This window comes from Pseudomonas sp. NFACC24-1 (assembly GCF_900115235.1).
Classification (GTDB): domain Bacteria; phylum Pseudomonadota; class Gammaproteobacteria; order Pseudomonadales; family Pseudomonadaceae; genus Aquipseudomonas; species Aquipseudomonas fluorescens_AA.
Genome location: NZ_FOVS01000052.1, coordinates 1 through 21,523, shown reverse-complemented (window position 1 = coordinate 21,523; position 21,523 = coordinate 1). Strand labels below are relative to the sequence as shown.

The window sequence follows — 21,523 nt, the reverse complement described above, 5'->3', positions numbered from 1 at the left end:
AGTTCCACATGCTGCTTTCTCTCGAACCCCGCGGCCAGCAATCGCGCCTGATGCTCTGGTGCTCGCCGCTGCTGGCCGCCGTGTTGACCCTGGGCTGCGGCTCACTGCTGTTCATCACCCTGGGGCATGACCCGTTGCAAACGCTGTACACCCTGTTGATCGCCCCGATCAGCGATCTTTATGGCGTGTCCGAGTGGCTGGTCAAGACCTTGCCGATCCTGCTCTGCGCCCTCGGCCTGGCGGTAGCCTATCAGGCACGCATCTGGAACATCGGCGCCGAAGGCCAACTGCTGCTGGGCGCCCTGGCCGGCAGTGCCTTGGCGGTGAACATCATCGGCGTGCAAAGCCGCTGGGCATTGGTGCTGATTCTGCTGACCGGCACCCTGGCAGGGGCGGCTTGGGCCGGACTCACGGCGTGGCTGCGCACGCGTTTCAATGCCAACGAAATCCTGACCAGCATCATGCTCAATTACATCGCCCTTAACCTGCTGCTGTTTTGCGTTCACGGGCCGTTGAAGGATCCGGCGGGTTTCAACTTCCCGGAGTCGGCGATGTTCGGCGAGGCCAGTCGCCTGCCATTGCTGCTGGAGGATGGCCGGGTCCATGCCGGGCTGTATTTTGCCCTGCTGGCGTTGGTGGCGGTGTGGGTCTTGCTGCAGAAAAGCTTCGTCGGTTTTCAGATCAAGGTGCTGGGCCTCGACGCCCGTGCCGCCGGTTTCGCCGGCTTTCGCCAGAAGCCGCTGGTGTGGCTGGCGTTGTTGATCAGCGGTGCGCTGGCCGGGCTGGCCGGCGTCTGCGAAGTGACCGGGCCGATCGGCCAACTGGTGCCCCAGGTGTCGCCGGGCTACGGCTATGCGGCGATTACCGTGGCATTCCTGGGACGGCTCAATCCCATCGGCATTCTGTTTGCCAGCCTGTTGATGGCGTTGCTGTACATCGGCGGCGAGAGCGCGCAGATGTCGCTCAACCTGCCCCAGGCGATCACCCAGTTGTTCCAGGGGATGATGCTGTTTTTCCTGTTGGCCTGCGACGTGCTGATCCTGTACCGGCCACGCCTGAACCTGCGCTGGACCCGGCGCACCCGGACCACCGCCGTACAGGCAGGAGCGCTGTAATGGATATCGACCTGTTGAGCAATATTTTCTACGCCATGGTCCGCTGCGGCACACCCCTGCTGCTGGTGGCCCTGGGTGAACTGGTCTGCGAAAAAAGCGGCGTCCTCAACCTGGGCCAGGAAGGCATGATGCTGTTCGGCGCGGTGATCGGCTTTATCGTCGCGTTCAACAGCGGCAACCTCTGGCTCGGCGTGCTGCTGGCGATGGCTGCCGGGATGCTGTTGTCGGCATTGTTCGCGCTGGTGGCACTGGTGTTCAACGCCAATCAGGTGGCCACCGGGCTGGCGCTGACGATTTTCGGGGTGGGCCTGTCGAGTTTTGTCGGGGCGGCCTGGGTCGGCAAACCGCTGGCGGGATTCGAACCGCTGGCCATTCCCTACCTGAGTGACATCCCCTTGATCGGACGGATGCTGTTTGCCCAGGATCTGCTGGTTTACCTGTCCTTCGCACTGTTTGCCCTGGTGGCGTGGGTGCTCATGAAAAGCCGCACCGGACTGATCATCCAGGCCGTCGGCGAGAACCCCGACGCCGCCAGTGCCATGGGCCTGCCGGTGCTACGAGTGCGGACCCTGGCGGTATTGTTTGGCGGCGCCATGGCCGGGTTGGCCGGCGCCTATCTGTCGTTGGCCTACACGCCGATGTGGGCCGAGAACATGAGCGCCGGCCGTGGCTGGATCGCCCTGGCCCTGGTGGTGTTCGCCAGTTGGCGAGTGTGGCGCCTGCTGCTGGGTGCCTACCTGTTCGGCCTCGCCAGCATCCTGCACCTGGTGGCCCAGGGCTTGGGGCTGGCGATTCCATCGAGTCTGCTGGCGATGCTGCCGTATGCCGCGACCATCGTGGTGCTGGTGCTGCTGTCCCGGGATGCCGTACGCACCCGGTTGTATGCGCCGGTGTCGCTGGGGCAGCCTTGGCAGGCGGGACATTGAGATAGACCGCGGCGCACCTATCGCGAGCAAGCTCGCTCCCACACTAGACCAGGTGAACACTGAGTTCAGTGTTTGACTCAGGCCCCCTGTGGGAGCGAGCTTGCTCGCGATGAGGCTCGAACAGGCAACACCTGAACCAACCCCCACACCACCTCCAGAAACAGGAAAACCCACAACACCGCACTGGCCCCATGAAGCAGCGCATACAGCAGCCAGGCCGCAAACAGAAACCGCCCCACCGCGTCATACCGTCCGTACAGCGGTTGCGGATCACGAATGCGCAGCACCGCCCACACGCAGACAATCGAGCCCAGCAGATTCACCATCAGCATATGTGCCGGCGCAAACGGCGGCAGTTCTCCAGGCAGATCAAATAGCTGAGCCAGGCTCATCAACACACCATGCAACGCCGCAAAGCTCCACGGCGTGGCCAGCACGGCCGACACGATAAGGTCGTACCAGGCGCTGCCGCGCACCACCTGGCGATATTGCATCGAACTCCACATACACGTTGCTCCAGATAATTGGGGAGCGAAAAGGCTAAAGCCTGGGGTATGCTCCAAGGTCAAGCCCTCCGGAGTCGTCCATGCGTATCGGTGAATTAGCCCAAGCCTGCGCCGTCAGTCGAGACACCCTGCGCTTCTATGAACAGCGAGGCCTGATCGCGGCAACGCGCAGTGCCAATGGCTATCGCGATTACCCCGCCGACGTGGTCCAACTGGTGCTCTATATCAAGACCGCCCAGCGCCTGGGCTTTACCCTGGGCGAGATCGGCGCCAGTGTCGCCGCCCTGTGGAACGCCCCCGACCCCGACTGCGCGGTGACACAATTGCTGCAAGACAAACTGAACCTGATCGAAACCCGCATGACCGAACTCGACGCGTTGCGTCAGGAGCTGAAACAACGGCTCGGGCAACGTTGTCCATTAAACCCGTGACCTTTTTCTTTCAAGGATGCCTCTCATGACTTCGGCAAGAAACGCATTGATCATCGGCGCCTCCCGGGGCCTGGGCCTCGGTCTGGTGAAGACGCTGCTCAGCGATGGCTGGAACGTGACCGCCACCGTGCGCAACCCGCAGAACGCAGAAGCTTTGAAGGCGCTAGGCCCGGTGCGCATTGAAAAACTCGACATGGACGACCAGCAAGCCGTCATCGCCCTGAGCCAGCAGCTCAAGGGCGAGACCTTCGACCTGCTGTTCGTCAACGCCGGCGTCAAAGGCCCGGACAACCAGAACCCAGGCGGCGCGACGCTGGCGGAAGTCGGCCAACTGTTCTTCACCAACGCCGTGGCGCCGATCAACCTGGCCCAGCGCTTCGTCGGCCAGATCCGCGACGGCAGCGGTGTGCTGGCGTTCATGAGCTCGGTGCTGGGCAGCGTGACCATGCCCGACGCACCGGAACTGGCGCTGTACAAGGCCAGCAAGGCTGCACTCAATTCCATGACCAACAGCTTCGTCAGCCAACTGGGCGAGCAGGCATTGACCGTGCTGTCGCTGCACCCGGGCTGGGTCAAGACGGACATGGGCGGTGAAGGCGCGGACATCGATGTCGAGACCAGCACCCGCGGGTTGATCGACCAGGTCAATGCCTTCGCCGGCAAGGGCGGGCATCACTTCGTCAACTACAAGGGTGAAACGATTCCCTGGTAACCCACCATTGCTCCTGTGGGAGCGGGCTTGCTCGCGAAGGCGGACCATCAGTCGACATCAATGTTGAATGACAGTCTGCCTTCGCGAGCAAGCCCGCTCCCACATTCGGATCTCGGCAAGCTCTGGAAATCTGCAATACAACCTGAGTAAACTCCACCCTCGCCCACCCAACGGGCGACCCTGGATCAGCAGACAGGGCATCACTGAGCTGGCTAACCTGAACCCACTTTCAGAGGAGCCGGCCACCATGCCTGCGACCCGTACCTGGTTAAAAAATCCCCTCGCCATTTTCACCGCCAACGACCTCGATGCCCATGGCGGTCTCGTCCTGCAGGACGGTGTGATCGTCGAACTGCTGAGGGCCGGCCAACAACCCGCCCAGCCCTGCGACCACATCTTCGACGCGCGCGAGCACGTGATCCTGCCGGGATTGATCAACACCCATCATCACTTCTACCAGACCCTGACCCGCGCCTGGGCGTCAGTGGTGAACCAGCCGTTGTTCCCGTGGCTGAAGACCCTCTACCCGGTCTGGGCGCGGCTGACCCCGGAAAAACTCGCCCTGGCGAGCAAAGTGGCCTTGGCCGAGTTGCTGCTGTCGGGCTGCACCACGGCGGCCGACCACCATTACCTGTTTCCCCAGGGCCTGGAACATGCCATCGACGTGCAAGTGCAAAGTGTCCGTGAGCTGGGCATGCGCGCGATGCTGACCCGCGGTTCCATGAGCCTGGGCGAGGCCGACGGAGGCTTGCCGCCGCAGCAGACAGTCCAGCAGGGCGAGGTGATTCTCGCCGACAGCCAGCGCTTGATCGCCGAGTACCACGAGCGCGATGACGGCGCCCGGATCCAGATTGCCCTGGCGCCCTGCTCACCGTTTTCGGTCACGCCCGAGATCATGCAGGCCAGTGCCGAGCTGGCGGAGCAACTCGACGTACGCCTGCACACGCACCTGGCCGAGACCCTCGATGAAGAGGACTTTTGCCTGCAACGCTTCGGCCTGCGCACCGTGGATTACCTGGACAGCGTCGGCTGGCTCGGACCCCGTACCTGGCTGGCCCACGGCATTCATTTCAACCCGGATGAAATCGCTCGTCTCGGTGCCGCCGGTACCGGCATCTGTCACTGCCCAAGTTCGAACATGCGCCTGGCCTCGGGCATCTGCCCGACCCTGGAGCTCACCGCCGCCGGCGCTCCCGTGGGCCTGGGCGTAGACGGCTCGGCGTCCAACGATGCCTCGAACATGATCCTCGAAACCCGCCAGGCGCTGTACATCCAGCGCCTGCGCTACGGCGCTCAAGCGATCACGCCGGAACGCGTACTGGGCTGGGCGACCCGGGGCTCGGCGCAACTGCTCGGGCGCAGCGATATCGGCGAACTGGCCGTGGGCAAGCAGGCCGACCTGGCGCTGTTCAAGCTTGATGAGCTGCGATTCTCCGGCAGCCACGACCCGATCTCGGCCCTGCTGCTGTGCGGCGCGGACCGGGCGGATCGGGTGATGATCGGTGGGCAATGGCGAGTGATCGACGGGCAGGTCGAGGGATTGGACTTGAAGGGGCTGATTGCCGATCACAGCCAGGCGGCGCGGGAATTGATCGCCGGCATCTAACTTAACATCAATCCCATGTGGGAGCGGGCTTGCTCGCGAAGGCGGGGTGCCATTCAACATAGATGTCGACTGGTACACCGCCTTCGCGAGCAAGCCCGCTCCCACAGTGTGGCTTTGTGCAGGGCTTAAAGACCCAGCAACGACAACATGATAAACGTCGCGAACAACACAAAGTGGGTCATGCCTTCAATGGCATTGGTTTCACCATCATTGAGGTTGATCGCGCTAACGATCAGGGTGATGAAGATCATCACCGTCTGCACCGGCGTCATGGCCATCTGGAAGGGCTGGCCGGTGTAGAGGGCCATGGCCTCCATCACCGGTACGGTGAGGATTACCGTGGACAGCGAAGCGCCCAACGCAATGTTCACCACCGACTGCATGCGGTTCGCCAGGGCCGCGCGCAGGGCGGTGAGGATTTCCGGTGCAGCGGAGATCGCGGCCACCAGGATCGCCGTGACCACTGGCGGTGCGCCCGAGCCTTCCAGCCCCAGGTCGAGGGCCTTGGACATGACTTCGGCCAGGGCACCTATCACCACCACGCCAAACACCAGGGCGCCGATGGAAAGCGTCAGGCTGATGGGTTCAGGCTCGTTTTCCACCGGCTCTTTCTTGCGGCGTTTTTCCGGGTAGCTGTAGCTGAAGAAGTAACTGTGGGGCCCGACCTGCATGCGCAGGAACAGGGTGTACAGCACGATCATCGCGCCGATGGTGAAGGCCGAATACATTTTCCAGTTCTGCTGGGGAATGAACTCCGGCACCACCATCGACACCCCCATGGCCGTGAGAATCATCACGCTGTAGGTGCGCGCCGAATCATCGTTGTAGGCCTGCTCGCCATGCTTGATCCCACCCATCAGCGCCGCCAGCCCGAGGATGCCGTTGATGTCGAGCATCACTGCCGAGTAGATCGTGTCCCGCACCAGTGTCGACGACGCTTCGTTGCTCATCATGATCGCCAGGATCACCACTTCCACCAGCACCGCCGACAGGGTCAGGATCATCGTGCCGTAGGGATCACCGACCTTTTCCGCCAACAGCTCGGCATGATGGGCCACGCGCATGGAGGCGGCGACGATGAAACCGATCAGCACCAGGCCGCCGATCAACGCCACCCCTTGCCCGTTGCCCAACAACCAGTGCTCTAGCGGATAGGCCATACAGGCGGCGATCAGCGCCAGCAACAGCAGTTTTTCTTGCTTGATCAGCGTGAGCATCGCGGGCCTGTCACTGTGAGCGGGGTCATGAGTTACTGACTGTAGGGGGCGGCGAACGTTTCGTTCGAGTGTGACGCACCAGGGAGTGGCGAGTGGCTGGCGGGTGCACCTTTATCGATCTGGAGGGCCTCATCGCGAGCAAGCTCGCTCCCACAGGTTGTGCATTGCCTTTGTGGGAGCGAGCTTGCTCGCGATGGCTGCCCCGAAAAGATCGCAGATTTTGTTGTCCTGTTGGTCAGCATTTTGCATTGGTGCTGCACAGCCAACCTCACAACAAAATGGAGTTCGAGTTCATGCACAAACGTCCCTTGAAGAAGTTGCTTTGCGCCGTCGTCGCAGCCGTCGGCCTGGGCGCCGGCCTGAATGCCAGTGCCGCCGACCCGCTGAAGGTCGGCTTCGTCTACATCGGCCCGATCGGCGACCACGGCTGGACCTATCAGCATGAACAAGGGCGCAAGGAGCTGGCGGCGAAATTCGGCGACAGGATCACCACCAACTACGTGGAAAACGTGCCGGAGGGGGCCGACGCCGAGCGGGTGATCCGCAACATGGCCAAGGACAAATACGACCTGATCTTCACCACCTCCTTCGGCTACATGAACCCGACGCTGAAAGTCGCCAAGCAGTTCCCCAAGGTGATCTTCGAACACGCCACCGGCTACAAGCAGGACAAGAACCTGGGCACGTACCTGGCTCGCACCTACGAAGGCCGCTACGTCGGCGGTTTCCTCGCGGCCAAGATGACCAAGACCAAGAAGATCGGCTACGTCGCCTCCTTCCCGATCCCGGAAGTCATCCGCGACATCAACGCCATCCAACTGGCCCTGAACAAATACAACCCCGGTACCGAGATCAAGGTGGTGTGGGTCAACTCCTGGTTCGACCCAGGCAAGGAAGCCGACGCCGCCAACGCGCTGATCGACCAGGGCGTGGACGTGGTGTTCCAGCACACCGACAGCCCGGCGCCGATCCAGGCCGCCGAACGACGCGGCGTCTATGCGGTGGGCTACGCTTCGGACATGGCCCACTTCGGTCCCAAGGCCGTGCTGACCTCCATCGTCAATGACTGGGGCCCGCACTACATCCAAGCAACCCAAAGTGTGCTCGACCATAACTGGAAATCCCAGGACTACTGGGGCGGCCTGAAGGAAGGCACAGTGAAACTGCCGATCAGCGACCTGGTGCCGGCAGCGGTCAAAGGCGAAGCCGAACAGATCATCGCAGACATCGAGAGCGGCGCGTTCCACCCGTTCACCGGGCCGATCAAGGACCAGACCGGCGTCGAGAAAATCCCCGCGGGCGCGAGCGCCAGCAACGCGGAACTGGCGTCGATGAATTACTACGTCGAAGGCATGAAGGCCGAGATTCCCAAATAGCCTTCAAGCCCAATATCAATCCCATGTGGGAGCGGGCTTGCTCGCGAAGGCGGAGCACCAGTCAACATTGATGCTGAATGTACCGCCGTCTTCGCGAGCAAGCCCGCTCCCACAATGGGGCCTCTATTCCATTTCAGGACAGCCGCATGAACAGCCTGCCCATCATCGACATCAGCCCGCTCTACGGCGATGAGCCCGACGCCTGGCAAGCCGTCGCCGGGCAAATCGACCGCGCTTGCCGCCAGTGGGGCTTTTTCTATATCAAGGGCCACCCCATCAGCGCCGCGCGTATCGCCGAAGTGCTGGGCAATGCTCAACGCTTCTTCGCCCTGCCCGTCGAAGAAAAGCTCAAGATCGACATCACCCAGACCCGCCACCATCGCGGCTACGGCGCCGTCGCCACGGAACAACTGGACCCGACCAAGCCCAGCGACCTGAAGGAAACCTTCGACATGGGCCTGCATTTGCCAGTCGATCACCCCGAGGTGCTGGCGGAAAACCCCCTGCGCGGCCCCAACCGGCACCCCGACCTGAGCGGTTGGGCAACCTTGATGGAGCAGCATTACCGTGACATGCAGGCGCTTGCGCAAACCCTGCTGCGGGCCATGACCCTGGCCCTGGGCATCGACCGGGACTTTTTCGATACGCGCTTCAACGAGCCGGTGAGCGTGCTGCGCCTGATCCATTACCCACCCCGCGATGCCGCCAGTTGCGCCGAACAGCAAGGTGCCGGGGCACACACCGATTACGGTTGCATCACCCTGCTCTACCAGGACGCCGCCGGCGGCCTGCAAGTGCGCAACGTCAACGGCCAGTGGATCGACGCGCCGCCTATCGACGGTACCTTCGTGGTCAACCTCGGCGACATGATGGCGCGCTGGAGCAACGACCGTTACCTGTCTACGCCGCATCGGGTGATCAGCCCCTTGGGAGTGGACCGTTATTCGATGCCATTCTTTGCCGAGCCGCACCCCGACACGCTGATCCAATGCCTGCCCGGTTGCCAGGATGACGCCCACCCGCCAAAGTACCCGACCACCACCTGCGCCGAATTCCTGCTCTCGCGCTTCGCCGACACCTATGCTTACCGACGGGAGCCCCACGCCGTGTAGTGGATCAGCCGGTCAGGTTTTACCCGACAGGGCGGCCAGCCCCCTGTAGAATGCCCGCCATCGCTTCGCTGATGAGAAAAGACCATGTACGACTGGCTGAACGCCCTGCCCAAGGCTGAACTGCACCTGCACCTGGAAGGCTCCCTGGAACCCGAGTTGCTGTTCGCCCTGGCCGAACGCAACAAGATCGCTTTGCCATGGAACGACGTCGACACCCTGCGCAAGGCCTATGCCTTCAACAACCTGCAGGAGTTCCTCGACCTGTACTACCAGGGTGCCGATGTGCTGCGCACCTCCCAGGATTTCTACGACCTGACCTGGGCCTACCTGTTGCGCTGCAAGGCGCAGAACGTGATCCACACCGAACCGTTCTTCGACCCGCAAACCCACACAGACCGTGGCATCCCGTTCGAAGTGGTGCTCAACGGCATCGCCGCCGCCCTCAAGGACGGTGAACAGCAACTGGGCATCACCAGTGGCCTGATCCTGAGTTTCCTGCGTCACCTGAGTGAAGAACAAGCCGAGAAAACCCTCGACCAGGCGCTGCCGTTCCGCGAGGCTTTCGTGGCCGTGGGCCTGGACAGTTCGGAAATGGGCCATCCACCGAGCAAGTTCCAGCGGGTCTTCGACCGCGCGCGCAACGAAGGCTTCCTGACCGTCGCCCACGCCGGCGAAGAGGGCCCGCCCGAGTACATCTGGGAAGCCCTGGACCTGCTGAAGATCCAGCGCATCGACCATGGCGTGCGGGCCATCGAAGATGAGCGACTGATGCAGCGGATCATCGACGAGCAGATTCCATTGACCGTGTGCCCACTGTCCAACACCAAGCTGTGTGTGTTCGACGACATGTCGCAGCACAACATCCTCGACATGCTCGAGCGCGGAGTGAAGGTGACGGTGAACTCCGATGACCCGGCCTACTTCGGCGGCTACGTCACCGAAAACTTCCATGCCCTGCACACCCACCTGGGCATGACCCAGGACCAGGCCAAGCGCTTGGCACAGAACAGCCTGGATGCGCGGCTAGTAAAACCTTAGGCGTCACGATCATTCCCTGTGGGAGCGGGCTTGCTCGCGAAAGCGGAGTGTCAGTCACCTTGTGATCGACTGACACTCCGCCTTCGCGAGCAAGCCCGCTCCCACAGGGGGGGTAGTGTTTAGTCGGCAGCGGTCGCTTCGCTCAACTCCTCCAGCGTCTTGCCCCGGGTTTCCATCCCGAACACCCAGACCACCCCCGCCGCCACGGCGAAGCACAACGCGCCCAGGGCGAAGACACCGCCCTGGCCGGTGATGGGAAACACCTGGCCGGTCACCAGGGGGCCGAGCAGCGAACCGATACGACCCACCGCCGAAGCGAAGCCCGAACCCGTGGCCCGCGCCGAGGTGGGGTACAGCTCCGGCGTGTAGGTGTAGAGCACCGCCCACATGCCAAACAGGAAAAACTGCATCAGCAACCCGGTGCCGATCAACAGGCCGACGTTGCCGCCAAACACCGCGCTCTGTCCATACAGAAACGCCATCACCCCGCCGCCCAGCAAGGTGATGATGCACACCGGCTTGCGCCCCCAACGCTCAACCAGCCAGGCCGCCATCAGGAAGCCGGGAATCCCGCCCAGGGAAATCAGCACGGTGTAATACACCGACTGGGTCACCGCGAACCCCGACTGCTGCAACAACGCGCTGAGCCAGGACGTCAGGCCATAAAAACCGAGCAAGGCAAAGAACCAGACGCTCCAGATCATCATCGTGCGCTGGCGATACAGCGGCGACCAGATCTGCGCCAGGGCCGAAAAGAAATTGCCCGGTGTGCTCTCGACCCTCGGCAGGCGAATCGGCTCCGGCAGGTCGCGCCGTCCCAGCGAGGCCCGGACCTTGTCTTCGATTCGCTTGAGCACGGTGTCCGCTTCATCGTTCCGTCCGGCCTGCTCCAGCCAGCGCGGCGACTCGGGAATGAAGAAGCGAATCGCCAGGACAAACACCGCTGGTACCGCCAGCACCAGGAAGATGTCGCGCCAGCCGATCACCGGCAGCAGAAAATACGACAGCACCCCCGCCGCCACGAAACCCAGCGGCCAGAAGCCGTCCATCAAGGCGATGTAGCGCCCTCGACGCTTGGCCGGGATCAACTCCGAGAGCATCGACTGGGCAATCGGAAACTCCATGCCCATGCCGATCCCCAGCAGGACGCGAAACAGCGTCAAGGTCTGGACGTCCTGGGCGGTGGAGCACAGGTAACTGGCGATGCCCCACAGCACGATGCTCCACTGGAACACCGGCTTACGCCCGAAACGGTCGGCCAGCATGCCTGACAGCGATGCACCCAGCACCATGCCGAAGAAGCTGGAGCTGGCGAGCAGACCGGCCTGGGCGGTGCTCAGGCCGAACTCGGCTTTGATCGAGCCCAGCAGGAACGTCATCATCGCCAGGTCCATGGAGTCGAAGAAAAACGCCAGGGCGATGATGATGAAAATCACCCGGTGATACCCGCTGATGGGTAACCGCTCCAGGCGTTCCGCCGCGCTGTAACCATGAGTGTCCATGCTGCTGCCTCCCCAATCCGAAAAAAATTCCCCGGACCGAGTGTGCGCGAACCTTGCAGGCGACTATTGCTGAATACGACCTGTCGACAGCCCTGAGCGACGCGCCAGGCCTGTTCCCTAGAGCGCCATCTCTACGGCATCCTGCCGGGCGAACCGGTGGATTTCCTGCTGGCCGAGCGTCGTCACCTGCAAGGCCCGCGAATCGTTGGGCAAAGTCAGCCAACCCGACTGCATGAACAGTTGCAGCACCGCTGCCCCCAGCGCGCCACCCAGGTGCGGACGACGCTCGCTCCAGTCCGGGCAAGGACAGGCGACACGGGCGTTGCGATGGGCCAGGGCCTGGATGAACAGGCCACGCTCGGCCAGTTGATTGGCGCCCTTGTGCGTGACGATCACCCGTTGTTCGAACTGCTCGATCCACCCCGCGTCGAGCAGACGCTGGTAGAGATCGGCCGCCAGGGTTCCCCCCAAGTGATCGTCACACAGCCTGGCCCGCATCAACGAAGCGGGGGCCGATGGGGCCTTGGTCGGCATGACCCGGCGCTTGAAGACATCCGGAATCTGCCGGGGCGTACTGACCAGGGTCGCGCTGGCCAGCGCTTCGACGGCCGCGCCGATTTCAGGCGCGGCCAGGCGGAAAAACCGCTTGCGACCCCGGGCTTCGACTTTCAACAGGCCTCCGGCGGACAAGCGCCCCAGGTGCGCATTGGCCGAGGACGGCGACAACCCGGCGAGCAACGCCAACTCTTCGGCCTGGCGGGCCGTGCCATCCATCAAGGCCCACATCATTGCGCTGCGCTTGGGGTCAGCCAGCAGCGTGGCGATCTGGCTGATGCAAGGTGCATGTTCCATGTATTCACTCCCTGTTGAATCATTCGTCTACTGCTCTGGCGCAGGCGGTCGTTAGTATAAGCGCGACGATCGAGCTTTCCTGTCCTCCGGAAACCTTTGGAGGCGATTGTTCATGAGGGAAAAGTCTCTATTTGCGCGCGACTAATGGCCGGCCCCCGTCGGGAGTGGAAATCGCGCCGTCAACTCACCGCAGCGAGCCTGGAGCATGTCCCGCAGAAGTTTGATCGGTTTGCTCAATTGCGCCCGGTGGGCACACAGCAGATTGAGGGGCGCGCGTTCGCATTGCAGGTGCGGCAAGAGGATTTTCAAACGCCCGGCCAGCACGTCAGTGGACACATCCAGCCACGATTTATAGGCAATCCCGCCCCCCGCCACCGCCCAGCGGCGCACCACGTCGGCGTCGTCACTGAAACGGTCGCCGCTGACGGTGAGGCTCACCTCCCGCTTGCCGTCATGAAAAGCCCAGCGGTCATGGACCCGGCTGCCCAGCATGTACAACAGGCAATTGTGTTGGGCCAGTTGTTCCAGTTGATGAGGTTCGCCCTGGCGAGCCAGATAATCCGGTGACGCGCACAGCACTCGATGGTTATCCGGGGCGACCGGCAAAGCCACCAGGCTCGAATCTTCCGGCTCGCCATAACGCAGGGCGATGTCCACCGGCTGCTTGAACAGGTCGGCGATGCGATCGCCCAGTAGCAGTCGCACCGTCAGCCCGGGGTGCTCGCGCTGGAACGCATCCAGCCAGGGCAATAGCAGGTTGCGTCCCAGGTCCGACGGCGCGGACAACTGCAACACCCCGCTGACCTGGTCCTGGCCGCTGGTCAACAACCGCCGGCCTTCGTCAAGGCTGCTCAATGCGGCCCGGGCATATTCGAGGAAACCCTCGCCTTCGGCCGTCAGGCGCAAGCTGCGGGTGGAGCGGGCCAGCAGCCGGGCGCCGAGGTGCTGCTCGATCCGTTTCAACGCGGCACTGGCCACTGCCGCCGACAGGTCCATGACCCTGGCCGCGGCCGAAAGACTGCCCAGGTCCGCTGCCCGGACAAACAATTGCAAGTCATCGAAGCGAAGCATCGCGCGCCCATTCTCAAAAGAATATTGAAAGAGCCTGTTGTTTTAGCCGGTTTTATCTCGGCTATAAATAGCTAAACATGGCCTTCATCGAAACTCACCTCACGGAGCCGCTTCATGAAAGCCATTGCCTACTACCACTCGCTACCCATCACCGACCCACAATCGCTCCAGGACATCGAGCTGCCGGAACCGGTCGCCGGTCCCCGGGACCTGCTGGTGGAAGTCAAGGCCATTTCGGTCAACCCGGTGGACACCAAGGTCCGCCAGAACGTCCAGCCCGAAGATGGCGTCGCCAAGGTGCTGGGCTGGGACGTGGCCGGCGTGGTCAAGGCGGTGGGCAGCGAAGTCACGCTGTTCAAGGCCGGGGACAAGGTGTTCTACGCCGGTTCCATCGCCCGGGCCGGTGGCAACAGCGAATGGCACGTAGTGGATGAACGCATTGTCGGCCACATGCCCAAGACTCTCGGTTTCGCCGACGCGGCGGCGTTGCCGTTGACGGCCATCACCGCCTGGGAATTGTTGTTTGAGCGCCTGCACATCCAGGAAGGCCAGGACAACCAGGGCCAGAGCCTGTTGATCGTCGGTGCCGCGGGCGGCGTGGGGTCGATCCTGACGCAACTGGCCAGCCAACTCACCGGGCTGAAGGTGATTGGCACCGCGTCCCGGGCGCAAACCCAGGAATGGGTGCGCAACCTGGGTGCCGACCTGGTGATCGACCACAGCCGCCCCTTGAGCGAAGCATTGAAGGAAGCAGGCCAGCCCCAGGTGACTCACGTCGCCAGCTTGACCCAGACCGACCAGCACCTGGACCAACTGGTCGAAGCCCTCGCCCCCCAGGGCAAACTGGCGCTGATCGACGATCCCAAGGCGCTGGACGTGACCAAGCTCAAGCGCAAGAGCCTGTCGTTGCATTGGGAATTCATGTACACCCGCTCGCTGTTCGAAACGGCTGACATGCTCGAACAACACAAACTGCTCAACCGCGTGGCCGCGCTGATCGACGCCGGCACCCTGAAGACCACGGTGGGCGAGCATTTCGGCACCATCAACGCCGAGAACCTGCGCCGGGCCCACGCGTTGTTGGAAAGCGGCCAGTCCAAGGGCAAGATTGTGCTTGAAGGCTTCTGACTGTACATCAACCCCGCCGAGCTCTGTAGGAGCTGTCGAGCGGAGCGAGGCTGCGATCTTTCCCCTGACACTTGAGTCGCAAGCGAAAGATCAAAAGATCGCAGGCTTCGCCAGCTCCTACAGAAACCAGCGGGAGCAAACTCCCTCGCCATTATCCGGCGACTAACCGTCAGTCCGAGAATTGACCGTTGTCACAACTCCGATCGTATTCGGGTCTACACTCGAGGCCTTTGCAACGTAATCTTTTCGTGAGGAGGTCAGCAATGAAGATCCTGATAAAAGAAGTGGCAAAAAACCAATGGCAAGTGCGTCTTGACCGGCACGTCGTCACCTTCCGTACCGAGGCCGAAGCCCAGGCTTTCGCCACAACCTTGCAAGCGCGGATCCTCGCGCCCCATCATTTCCCCGAACAGCAGCAGCGCGCGGCCGGCTGAATCAGCCCTCGCGACTGGCCTGGGCCAATGCCCGGGCATTTTGCAGGCGACGAGTCAGCATCGCCGCGCTCACCACCAACAGCCCGCAAAGGCTGATGACCAGCGCCATTGGCACGGCGGTGCCGTTATGCAGCGCCGCTACCAACGCGGCTGCCCCGGCGGCGACGGAAAACTGCAGGCATCCCAGCATCGCCGAAGCACTGCCGGCCCGGGCGCCCTGCCCGTTCATGGCGCAGGCCGAGGCATTGGGCAGGATGCAACCCAGGCTGGCGATGCAGACAAACAGCGGAACCAGAAGCGGCCACAACTGCGCAGGTTGCAATGAACTGACGGCCAGCAGGCTCAGCCCCGCGCCCAGGTAGACCCATACCGCGCGGCTCAGCAGGAACGCCGGGCCGCGCCTGGACAGCAGCCGGGCGTTGACCTGGGCGACCAGGATGAAGCCCGCCGCGTTGGTGCCGAACAGCCAACCGAAATGTTCGGCCGGTACACCGTAGAGCTTGATGAAGACGAAAGGCGAACCGGCGATGTAGGCAAACATCCCGGCGATAGCGATGCCCCCCGTCAGCGCATGGCCGAGGTAGACGGCGTCGGTCAATAACCGTCCATATTGGCGCAACGCCCCCGACAACGGTTGCCGGGGTACATGATCCGGCAGGCTTTCCGGCAGCCACAGGGCCACGGCCGTCGACGCCAGCGCACTGAACACGGTCAGGGCAATGAAGATCGATTGCCAGCCATGCAGGTTCACCAACAACCCACCGAGCATCGGCGCGAGAATCGGCGCCAGGCCCATCACCAGCATCAACTGCGAAAACACCTTGGCCGAACCCACCGCGTCGCATTTGTCGCTGACCACCGCCCGGGAAATCACCATCCCGGCGCATCCGCCCAAGGCCTGGACGAAGCGGGCACCGATCAGCCATTCGAGGTTCGGCGCATAGGCGCAGGCCAGGGACGCCAGGGTGAACAAGCCGACGCCCGTCAGCAGCGGGATGCGCCGCCCGAAGCGATCCGCCACCGGCCCATAAGCCAGTTGACCGATGGACAAGCCGAGGAAATAGGCCGCCAGGGTCAACTGGATGTGTTTTTCGTCAGTACCGAAGGCGGTGGCCATCGCCGGAAAGGCGGGCAGGTAGAAGTCGATCGCCAAGGGACCGAAAGCGCTCAAGGCGCCAAGAATCAGAATGGTGCGAAGGTTCATCGGGCGTCCAGCTCAGGCGTCGTTCGACAGCCCGACAGTCTAGCCGTGCCGGGCGCTCTTGAACATTCCGATAGGTCGCTAACGATTAAAAAACTTCAGGCAGGACTCACCTCATAGCCTTCTTCCTTGATGGCCGCGAGCACGGCATCGGTCGCCAACGAGCTCTGGACCCGGACGGTCTTGGCACCCAGGTCGACTTGCACGTCCGCCGCCGGGTCCTTGGCCTGGACAGCCTGGGTGATGGCCTTGACGCAGTGACCACAGGACATGCCCTGGACATTGAATGTTTGCATGGGATGACTCCTTTGGATTGAGGTTGTTGCCAGTCTCAAGCTTGCCATCATGGCAAGGTCAAGTTCTGACAAAAACTGCCGGGCTGGCAATCGGCATCGCCCTCAGCCAAGCTGCACACATCAAGGATTTCACACCGGAGGTTCAGCCATGCGCTGGTCAGCGTTCAGCCTGTTTTGCATGCTCGGTTTTTCAGCGGTGGCGCCCCAGGCCTCGGCCGTCGGCGAAGACTATGGCGTGTTGATCATTTCCCGAGAGCGCCTGGAAGTGGCGACCAGTTGCGAAATCGGCATCTACATTCAGGATCAACTCTCGGCCAGGCTGTTCCAGGAGCAGAGCACCTCGTTCAACCTGCCGCCGGGCCAGTTTTCCTTGCGCCTGAAATTGCTGCCGGGACAGGCCCCGGGTTGCAACCCGGGCATGCTCGCGCCAGGGTCGCAGAACATCACCCTCAAGGCCGGGGACATCTTGAAGTTCCGCATCGCGATGAATGAACAAGGTATGTACCTCAAGCAGGCTGGGCTGGGTTACTGACACGCCACTCGAACTTGTGGCTGCGAGCCCCTGTGGGAGCGAGCTTGCTCGCGATGGCGATCTAACACCCACCATGGATGTCGACTGACCTACCGCTATCGCGAGCAAGCTCGCTCCCACAGAGGATTGGCGCTTGACCTTGCCAGCATGGCAAGGTTGATCCTGTAGTCATTCACTACAGGGAGCGTGACCGATGTCCGAATCCACCACATTCGATCTACCCATTGCCGGCATGACCTGCGCCAGCTGCGCCGGGCGGGTCGAGCGAGCCTTGAGCAAAGTCACCGGTGCCAGCGCCGTCAGCGTCAACCTGGCGACGGAGCTGGCGCGTGTCCAGGCCCCCGAAGGCAGCCTGCCGGCCTTGAAGCAGGCCGTCGAACAGGCAGGCTATAGCGTTCCGGTTCACACCCTGGAACTGAACATCGAAGGCATGACCTGCGCCTCCTGTGTCGGCCGGGTCGAACGGGCCTTGGGCAAGGTCGACGGCGTGAACAGCGTCAGTGTCAACCTGGCCAACGAGCGGGCTCACCTCGAACTGCTCGGCCAGGTGGATGCGCAAACCCTGATCGATGCGGTCAAGCGCGCCGGCTATGACGCCACCGTCTGGCAGGCCGAGCAGGTCGCCGACACGCAGAACAACCGTCTGAACCGTGAACGCCTGGCCCTGGTGCTGGCGATTGTGCTGTCGGTGCCGTTGGTGCTGCCCATGTTGCTGCAGCCGTTCGGCGTGCATTGGATGCTTCCGGCCTGGGTGCAGTTCGCCCTGGCGACGCCGGTGCAGTTCATCTTCGGTGCGCGTTTCTACGTCGCCGCCTTCAAGGCCGTGCGGGCCGGTGCCGGGAACATGGACCTGCTGGTGGCCCTGGGCACCAGCGCTGGCTACGGCTTGAGCCTCTATGAATGGGCGATCGCCCGTCCCGGCAGCATGCCGCACCTGTATTTCGAGGCCTCGGCCGTCGTGATCGCCCTGGTGTTGCTCGGTAAATACCTGGAAAGCCGCGCCAAGCGCCAGACCGCCAGCGCCATCCGCGCCCTCGAAGCCTTGCGCCCGGAACGGGCGATCCAGGTGATCGATGGCCAGGAGCGGGACGTTGCCATCAGCGCCCTGCGCTTGAATGACCTGGTGCTGGTCAAGCCCGGCGAACGCTTCCCGGTGGACGGCGAAGTGCTGGAAGGCCAGAGCCACGCCGACGAAGCGCTGATCAGCGGTGAAAGCCTGCCGGTGCCCAAGCAGCCCGGCGACAAGGTTACCGGCGGCGCCATCAATGGCGAAGGCCGGCTGCTGGTCCGCACGCAAGCCCTGGGCACCGAAACCGTCCTGGCGCGCATCATCCGCCTGGTGGAGGACGCCCAGGCCGCCAAGGCGCCGATCCAGAAACTGGTGGATAAAGTCAGCCAGGTCTTCGTACCGGTGGTGCTGGTGCTGGCCCTAGCGACGTTGATCGGTTGGTGGCTGTACGGTGCGCCACTGGAAACAGCGCTGATCAACGCCGTCGCCGTGCTGGTGATCGCCTGCCCCTGCGCCCTGGGCCTGGCGACGCCCACGGCGATCATGGCCGGCACCGGTGTGGCTGCGCGCCACGGGATTCTGATCAAGGATGCCGAGGCCCTGGAACGCGCCCATGAAGTCACGACCGTGGTGTTCGACAAGACCGGCACCCTGACCTCCGGCACCCCGCGTATCGCCCACTTGACGGCCCTGGACGGCGATGAAGATGCGTTGCTGAAAATGGCCGGCGCGCTGCAACGCGGCAGCGAACACCCGCTCGCCAAAGCCGTGCTGGACGCCTGCGCCGAGCGCGGCCTGGATGTGCCGGATGTCAGCGACAGCCAGTCCCTGGCCGGGCGCGGCATTGCCGGCAACCTCGCTGGGCACCGCCTGGCTCTGGGCAATCGCCGTCTGCTGGACGAGTTGGGCCTGAACCCCGGCTCGCTGGCCGAATCCGCACATGCCTGGGAAACCGAAGGCCGTACGTTGTCCTGGCTGCTCGAACAAGGCGCGACGCCGCGGGTGCTAGGCCTGTTCGCCTTCGGTGACACCCTCAAGCCCGGCGCTCTCGCCGCCGTACAGGCCTTGAATGAACAGCACATCGCCAGCCATCTGCTCACCGGCGACAACCAGGGCAGCGCCCGGGTAGTGGCCCAGGCGCTGGAGATTTCCAATGTCCATGCCGAAGTACTGCCAGCGGATAAATCCGCCATCGTCCAGCAATTGAAGCGCCATTCGGTGGTGGCCATGGTGGGCGACGGCATCAACGACGCCCCGGCCCTGGCCGCCGCCGACATCGGCATTGCCATGGGCGGCGGCACCGACGTGGCGATGCACGCCGCCGGGATCACCCTCATGCGTGGCGATCCACGACTGGTACCGGCGGCGCTGGACATCAGCCGCAAGACCTACGCCAAGATCCGCCAGAACCTGTTCTGGGCGTTCGTCTATAACTTGATCGGCATCCCCCTGGCCGCGTTCGGCTTGCTCAACCCGGTGCTGGCCGGCGCGGCCATGGCCCTGTCGAGCGTCAGTGTGGTGAGCAATGCGTTACTGTTGAAATTCTGGACACCCAAGCAGTTGGAGGACAAGCGATGAACATCGGCCAAGCGGCCCGCCAGAGCGGCCTGAGCGCGAAGATGATCCGCTATTACGAATCCATCGGTCTGCTCAAGGCCGCCCATCGCACCGACAGCGGCTACCGGATCTACGGCGCCGATGACCTGCACACTCTGGCGTTCATCAAGCGCTCCCGCGACTTGGGGTTTTCCCTGGAAGAGGTCGGCAAATTGCTGACTCTCTGGCAAGACCGCCAACGGGCCAGCGCCGACGTCAAGGCCCTGGCCCGGCAACACATCGATGAGCTGAACCAGAAAATCCGCGAACTGGCCGAACTGCGCGACACCTTGCAAGACCTGGTAGAGCACTGCCACGGCGACCACCGTCCGGATTGCCCGATCCTCAAGGAACTGGCGTCGGGGTGCTGCAAGAGTTGATGCCCACAAAGAAACAATGCTGTGAACAGCCGAAGCAAAACGGTGGGAGCGAGCTTGCTCGCGATGACGGCAGCACATTCAACATCGATGCAAGCTGCCACACCGCTATCGCGAGCAAGCTCGCTCCCACATCTATGGTCCTCTCAGTTTCTGCAATACTGAATTTGGATGCGTGATTGGCTTGCCGCAATCTATTCGGCGTCGAAAAGATAAATTCGCGCCGCGATGAAAATCGCGCCTGACAGTCCTGATTAGGGTAGATCGGCTTTAGAGCCGTGTGGGAGCCCAGGTTTTCTGTCAGGTCGGTAGGCCGTTTACGTCATCTGTTATCCAGCATCGCAAAACCAGGTGGGTGGTGCTCGGTAACGCAGGGTCAAGCGTTCTGTGCGCTTGGCCCTGCCTCATATATTCCATGGGTGTGCGCTAAGGCCCAGGCTATGCGCGCCAATTTATTCGCCAACGCACACACCACAACATTGCGGTGGTGACGAGCTAACAGCCCGCGTACCCAATCCGCCAAGTGCCCGGTTTGTTTATCCAGGTGATTGATAAAGGTCTGGCTGCATTGCACAAGCAATCGTCGCTGATTACGGTCGCCACGCTTGCTGATGCCTAGTAAATGCGGCTTCCCGCCAGTAGTGAGTTGCTTGGGTACCAGGCCTATCGAGGCGGAGTAGTCACGGCCCCGTTTGTACTGTTTGCCGTCACCTATTTCTGCAGCCAGGGCGCTGGAGGTGATCGGGCCGACGCACGGCATCGTCATCAACCGTGTAGCCAGATCGTCTTCAGCGACCTGGCCTTCCAATTCTTTGGTTAACGCCTTAACTCGTTCATCGAGATAGCTGAAATGAGCGTGAAATTGCTCAAAGAGACGAATGACCGGCACAGGTGCGCGGAGCTCCTCCAGGACTTTGGGCAGTTCTCTGATTGATTTGAAGGTCGGCTTCAAGCTAACCCCCCACTCAAGCAGAAAAGCGTGAATGCGATTGACCGTGGCGGTCCGATCTCGCATGAACGCTTCACGGGTCATATTGAGCATGCTGAGTGCTTGCTGAGCCTCGGTTTTTAGCGCAACGAAGCGCATCGCAGATCGACTGGCGGCTTCGCCAATAGCCTCTGCATCGACATAGTCGTTCTTGTTGCTTTTGACGTAAGGACGTACATGTTGGGCTGCTATGAGTTTGGGTTGATGGCCACAACTGACTGCGAATCGGCCCATGAAATGCGCACCGCCGCAGGCTTCCATAGCCAGGGTGCAAGGGGGCAGTTGAGCAATGAAGGCAAAAACCTGAGCGCGTGAAACCTTGGCACGGAACAGGTGGCGCCCGCGGTTATCTTGACCGTAGAAGTGGAAGCAGTTTTTGCCTAGATCCAAGCTGGTAATAGCAAGATTGTCAGTATTCATGGCGGCGGTCTCCGGTAGATCCCCCAGTGAAAGCTTAGCTTTCACTGGGGGGAGGTCTGAGAGGACCATTTCATTAGG

21 protein-coding genes are annotated in these 21,523 nt (G+C 62.4%); 13 read left to right on the top strand and 8 right to left on the bottom strand.

The features are described 5' to 3' along the window. The first annotated feature begins 8 nt into the window (after window positions 1-8). On the top strand, window positions 9-1,115 hold the full coding sequence (locus tag BM317_RS28505; protein WP_092171213.1) for an ABC transporter permease: 1,107 nt from the start codon (window positions 9-11) through the stop codon (window positions 1,113-1,115). Further along, window positions 1,115-2,041: an ABC transporter permease gene (locus tag BM317_RS28500; RefSeq protein ID WP_060739311.1), complete on the top strand. Its 927-nt coding sequence runs from the start codon at window positions 1,115-1,117 to the stop codon at window positions 2,039-2,041. Before BM317_RS28505 ends, BM317_RS28500 begins: the two co-directional genes overlap by 1 nt. A gap of 77 nt (window positions 2,042-2,118) precedes the next feature. Here BM317_RS28500 and BM317_RS28495 read toward each other — a convergent pair whose 3' ends face one another. Next, the gene (locus BM317_RS28495; protein WP_092477086.1) at window positions 2,119-2,547 is read right to left on the bottom strand and encodes a hypothetical protein; all 429 of its coding nucleotides are present in this window, start codon (window positions 2,545-2,547) and stop codon (window positions 2,119-2,121) included. Window positions 2,548-2,627: 80 nt separating this feature from the next. On the opposite strand from BM317_RS28495, the gene BM317_RS28490 reads away from it, so the two are divergent. The 3 genes from BM317_RS28490 (at window position 2,628) to BM317_RS28480 (ending at window position 5,296) form a co-directional block, all read left to right on the top strand. Continuing rightward, window positions 2,628-2,978 carry a MerR family transcriptional regulator gene (locus tag BM317_RS28490; RefSeq protein WP_092171222.1) on the top strand — a complete coding sequence of 117 codons (351 nt, stop codon included), beginning with the start codon at window positions 2,628-2,630 and terminating at the stop codon, window positions 2,976-2,978. A 25-nt stretch (window positions 2,979-3,003) separates the two neighbouring features. After that, complete coding sequence (locus BM317_RS28485; protein WP_060739313.1) at window positions 3,004-3,690, top strand: SDR family oxidoreductase; 687 nt, start codon at window positions 3,004-3,006, stop codon at window positions 3,688-3,690. A gap of 247 nt (window positions 3,691-3,937) precedes the next feature. Next, entirely contained in the window at window positions 3,938-5,296 is a 1,359-nt protein-coding gene (locus BM317_RS28480) for an 8-oxoguanine deaminase (protein WP_092477084.1), read from the top strand. A gap of 125 nt (window positions 5,297-5,421) precedes the next feature. Here the strand turns inward: BM317_RS28480 and BM317_RS28475 are convergent, their stop codons facing one another. Then, a complete protein-coding gene (locus BM317_RS28475) occupies window positions 5,422-6,513 on the bottom strand; it encodes a calcium:cation antiporter (RefSeq protein ID WP_092477082.1) in 1,092 nt (363 codons plus the stop codon). Window positions 6,514-6,806: 293 nt separating this feature from the next. Here BM317_RS28475 and BM317_RS28470 point away from each other — a divergent pair, with 293 nt between their 5' ends. From BM317_RS28470 to BM317_RS28460, 3 genes are all read left to right on the top strand, one after another. Further along, window positions 6,807-7,889, top strand: coding sequence for a BMP family ABC transporter substrate-binding protein (locus BM317_RS28470; RefSeq protein ID WP_092171457.1), 1,083 nt, complete (start codon window positions 6,807-6,809; stop codon window positions 7,887-7,889). A 146-nt stretch (window positions 7,890-8,035) separates the two neighbouring features. After that, complete coding sequence (locus tag BM317_RS28465) at window positions 8,036-9,001, top strand: 2-oxoglutarate and iron-dependent oxygenase domain-containing protein (protein ID WP_092171234.1); 966 nt, start codon at window positions 8,036-8,038, stop codon at window positions 8,999-9,001. Between the two features lie 84 nt (window positions 9,002-9,085). Continuing rightward, window positions 9,086-10,039 (top strand): adenosine deaminase, encoded by a 954-nt coding sequence (locus BM317_RS28460; RefSeq protein ID WP_060739317.1) that lies wholly within the window; start codon window positions 9,086-9,088, stop codon window positions 10,037-10,039. Between the two features lie 119 nt (window positions 10,040-10,158). On the opposite strand, the gene BM317_RS28455 is transcribed toward BM317_RS28460, so the two are convergent. The 3 genes from BM317_RS28455 to BM317_RS28445 form a co-directional block, all read right to left on the bottom strand. Then, complete coding sequence (locus tag BM317_RS28455; protein ID WP_092171237.1) at window positions 10,159-11,541, bottom strand: MFS transporter; 1,383 nt, start codon at window positions 11,539-11,541, stop codon at window positions 10,159-10,161. Between the two features lie 117 nt (window positions 11,542-11,658). Then, window positions 11,659-12,393 (bottom strand): ArsR/SmtB family transcription factor, encoded by a 735-nt coding sequence (locus BM317_RS28450; RefSeq protein ID WP_060739319.1) that lies wholly within the window; start codon window positions 12,391-12,393, stop codon window positions 11,659-11,661. A gap of 141 nt (window positions 12,394-12,534) precedes the next feature. After that, the gene (locus BM317_RS28445; RefSeq protein ID WP_092171241.1) at window positions 12,535-13,464 is read right to left on the bottom strand and encodes a LysR family transcriptional regulator; all 930 of its coding nucleotides are present in this window, start codon (window positions 13,462-13,464) and stop codon (window positions 12,535-12,537) included. Between the two features lie 114 nt (window positions 13,465-13,578). On the opposite strand from BM317_RS28445, the gene BM317_RS28440 reads away from it, so the two are divergent. Together BM317_RS28440 and BM317_RS30810 are read left to right on the top strand one after the other, a co-directional pair. Then, the gene (locus BM317_RS28440) at window positions 13,579-14,592 is read left to right on the top strand and encodes a zinc-binding alcohol dehydrogenase family protein (RefSeq protein WP_092171245.1); all 1,014 of its coding nucleotides are present in this window, start codon (window positions 13,579-13,581) and stop codon (window positions 14,590-14,592) included. A gap of 263 nt (window positions 14,593-14,855) precedes the next feature. Further along, complete coding sequence (locus BM317_RS30810; RefSeq protein WP_170842341.1) at window positions 14,856-15,026, top strand: hypothetical protein; 171 nt, start codon at window positions 14,856-14,858, stop codon at window positions 15,024-15,026. Window position 15,027: 1 nt separating this feature from the next. Here the strand turns inward: BM317_RS30810 and BM317_RS28435 are convergent, their stop codons facing one another. Then, window positions 15,028-16,230 carry a multidrug effflux MFS transporter gene (locus BM317_RS28435; RefSeq protein ID WP_092171249.1) on the bottom strand — a complete coding sequence of 401 codons (1,203 nt, stop codon included), beginning with the start codon at window positions 16,228-16,230 and terminating at the stop codon, window positions 15,028-15,030. A gap of 95 nt (window positions 16,231-16,325) precedes the next feature. Continuing rightward, a complete protein-coding gene (locus tag BM317_RS28430; RefSeq protein WP_092171253.1) occupies window positions 16,326-16,523 on the bottom strand; it encodes a heavy-metal-associated domain-containing protein in 198 nt (65 codons plus the stop codon). A gap of 148 nt (window positions 16,524-16,671) precedes the next feature. Between BM317_RS28430 and BM317_RS28425 the strand changes: the two genes are divergently transcribed. From BM317_RS28425 to cueR, 3 genes are all read left to right on the top strand, one after another. Beyond that, on the top strand, window positions 16,672-17,055 hold the full coding sequence (locus BM317_RS28425; RefSeq protein ID WP_092171257.1) for a hypothetical protein: 384 nt from the start codon (window positions 16,672-16,674) through the stop codon (window positions 17,053-17,055). A 193-nt stretch (window positions 17,056-17,248) separates the two neighbouring features. Continuing rightward, the gene (locus BM317_RS28420) at window positions 17,249-19,642 is read left to right on the top strand and encodes a heavy metal translocating P-type ATPase (protein ID WP_092171261.1); all 2,394 of its coding nucleotides are present in this window, start codon (window positions 17,249-17,251) and stop codon (window positions 19,640-19,642) included. Next, window positions 19,639-20,040 (top strand): Cu(I)-responsive transcriptional regulator, encoded by a 402-nt coding sequence (gene cueR / locus BM317_RS28415; protein WP_072410319.1) that lies wholly within the window; start codon window positions 19,639-19,641, stop codon window positions 20,038-20,040. Before BM317_RS28420 ends, cueR begins: the two co-directional genes overlap by 4 nt. Before the next feature lie 373 nt (window positions 20,041-20,413). Here the strand turns inward: cueR and BM317_RS28410 are convergent, their stop codons facing one another. Beyond that, window positions 20,414-21,445: an IS110 family RNA-guided transposase gene (locus BM317_RS28410; RefSeq protein ID WP_092475404.1), complete on the bottom strand. Its 1,032-nt coding sequence runs from the start codon at window positions 21,443-21,445 to the stop codon at window positions 20,414-20,416. Window positions 21,446-21,523: the final 78 nt, after the last annotated feature.